Here is a 2,377-nt window from a genome sequence, read left to right as displayed (position 1 = left end):
ACACCGCCCTCACCACACCCCACCCCCACCACCTCTGCATCCCCCTCAACCCAGCAACACTCCGCACCACACCCCACCTCCCCCCACTCCTACGCAACCTGACACCCCCAACCCGACCCACCGCAGCCACCCACACAAACGCCGAAGGCGCCCTCGCACAGGAACTCGCTGCGCTGCCCGAAGCCGATCAGCGACGCCGTCTGCTCGCTCTCGTCCGCACCAACGTCGCCGCCGTCCTCGGCCACAACAACCCCGACGCCATCGACCCTCAGCGCCCCTTCAAGGAACTCGGCTTCGACTCGCTCACCGCGGTAGAACTCCGCAACCGCCTCACCAACACCACCGCCCTCCGCCTCCCCGCCACCCTGATCTTCGACCACCCCACCCCCCACACACTCACCACTCACCTCCTCAGCCAACTCCTCAACGCCCCCACGCAAAGCACCACCACAACGACCCACAACACGGCCGCCACGACCGACGACCCCATCGCCATCGTCGCCACGGCCTGCCGCTACCCCGGCGGAATCCGCACGGCCGAAGACCTTTGGCAGTTGGTGGCCGAGGGCCGGGACGCCATCACCGGCTTCCCCACCAATCGCGGTTGGGATCTCGACAACCTCTACGACCCCGACCCCGACGCCACCGGCAAGACCTACACCCGCCACGGCGCCTTCCTCCACGACGCCGACCAGTTCGACGCCGACTTCTTCCACATGAACCCCCGCGAAGCCCTGGCCACCGACCCCCAACAACGCCTCCTCCTCGAAACCGCCTGGGAAGCCTTCGAGCACGCCGGCATCAACCCCACCACTCTCCACGGCACCAACACCGGCGTCTTCACCGGAGTCATATACGCCGACTACGGGCCGCGTCTGATGCACCGCACACCCGAGGGTTTCGAGGGGTACCTCGGCAACGGCAGCGCGGCGAGTGTCGCTTCCGGTCGTGTGGCGTACACGTTCGGGCTCGAGGGCCCCGCCATGACGGTGGACACGGCCTGCTCCTCGTCCTTGGTGAGCATGCATTTGGCCGCCCAAGCGCTGCGCCAGGGTGAATGTGATCTGGCGCTGGCGGGCGGTGTCACCGTCATGTCCACGCCGTCCGCTTTCCTTGAGTTCTCCCGCCAGCGGGGGCTGGCCCCCGACGGGCGGTGCAAGCCTTTCGCTGACGCCGCCGACGGCACCGGCTGGGGCGAAGGCGCCGGCCTTGTCCTCCTCGAACGCCTCTCCGACGCCCGACGTAACGGGCATCGCGTCCTCGCCCTCCTCCGGGCCTCGGCTGTCAACCAGGACGGCGCGTCCAACGGCCTGACCGCCCCCAACGGCCCCTCCCAGCAACGCGTCATCGAACAAGCCCTCACCAACGCCCGACTGACCGCAGACCAGATCGACGCCGTCGAAGCACACGGCACCGGCACCACACTGGGCGACCCCATCGAGGCACAAGCCCTGCTGAACACCTACGGCCAGGCCCACACCGCCGACCACCCACTCTGGCTCGGCTCCATCAAGTCCAACATCGGCCACACCCAGGCCGCCGCCGGCGTCGCAGGCGTCATCAAGATGATCGAAGCCATGCGGAACGGGGTGCTGCCCTCGACGCTGCACGTCGATCGGCCGAGCAGTCATGTGGACTGGGAGGCGGGCCGACTGGCCCTGCTGACCGAGTCCCGGTCCTGGCCGGACACTGGTCGACCGCGCCGCGCGGCGGTGTCCTCGTTCGGCATCAGCGGAACGAACGCGCACGTGATCCTCGAAGCACCGCCCGTCGAGCAACTGCCCGCGCGCCAGGACGAGTCGGACGGGGGACTCGTACCCGTCGTGTTGTCGGCGCGGTCAGCCGACGCATTGGCCGAGTCGGCCGGCCGGCTCGGTGACTTCCTCGAGAACCACCCCGAGGTGGCAGTGGGCTCGCTCGCCGGCCGGCTGTGGTCAGGCCGTGCGCATCTGGAGCACCGCGCCGGGATCGTCACCGCCGACCGCGCCGCACTGCAGTCCGCCCTCACCTCGCTGGCCACCGGTCGCGACCACGAGGCCCTGGTCACAGCCACTGGCCCAGTCACCACAGGCCCTGCCCGGTGGGCCGTCATGTTCTCCGGGCAGGGCAGCCAGCGCCCCGGCATGGGCGCCCGCCTCTACCACACCCACCCCGCCTACGCCCACGCCCTCGACGAGGTATGCGCCGCCCTCGACCCACACCTGCCCCTCCCACTCCAACACATCATGTTCGCCCCACCAGACAGCGAACACGCCACCCTCCTGAACGACACCCTCTACACCCAGCCCGCCCTCTTCGCCCACCACGTCGCCGCCTACCACCTGCTCACCGCCAACGGCATCACCCCCCACGCCCTCATCGGCCACTCCATCGGCGA

The 2,377-nt window shown here is 69.4% G+C and carries 1 protein-coding gene; it reads left to right on the top strand.

Features of this window, described 5'->3' with window-relative positions; genetic code table 11:
* Positions 1-2,377, top strand: a 2,377-nt coding sequence (locus ACWD0J_RS41160; RefSeq protein WP_451500988.1) for a type I polyketide synthase, incomplete at both ends; no start/stop codon positions are given.

The organism is Streptomyces sp. NPDC003011, from assembly GCF_053591515.1.
The sequence above is the reverse complement of the archived record's forward strand: the minus strand, read 5'-3'. Positions and strand labels throughout refer to the sequence as shown.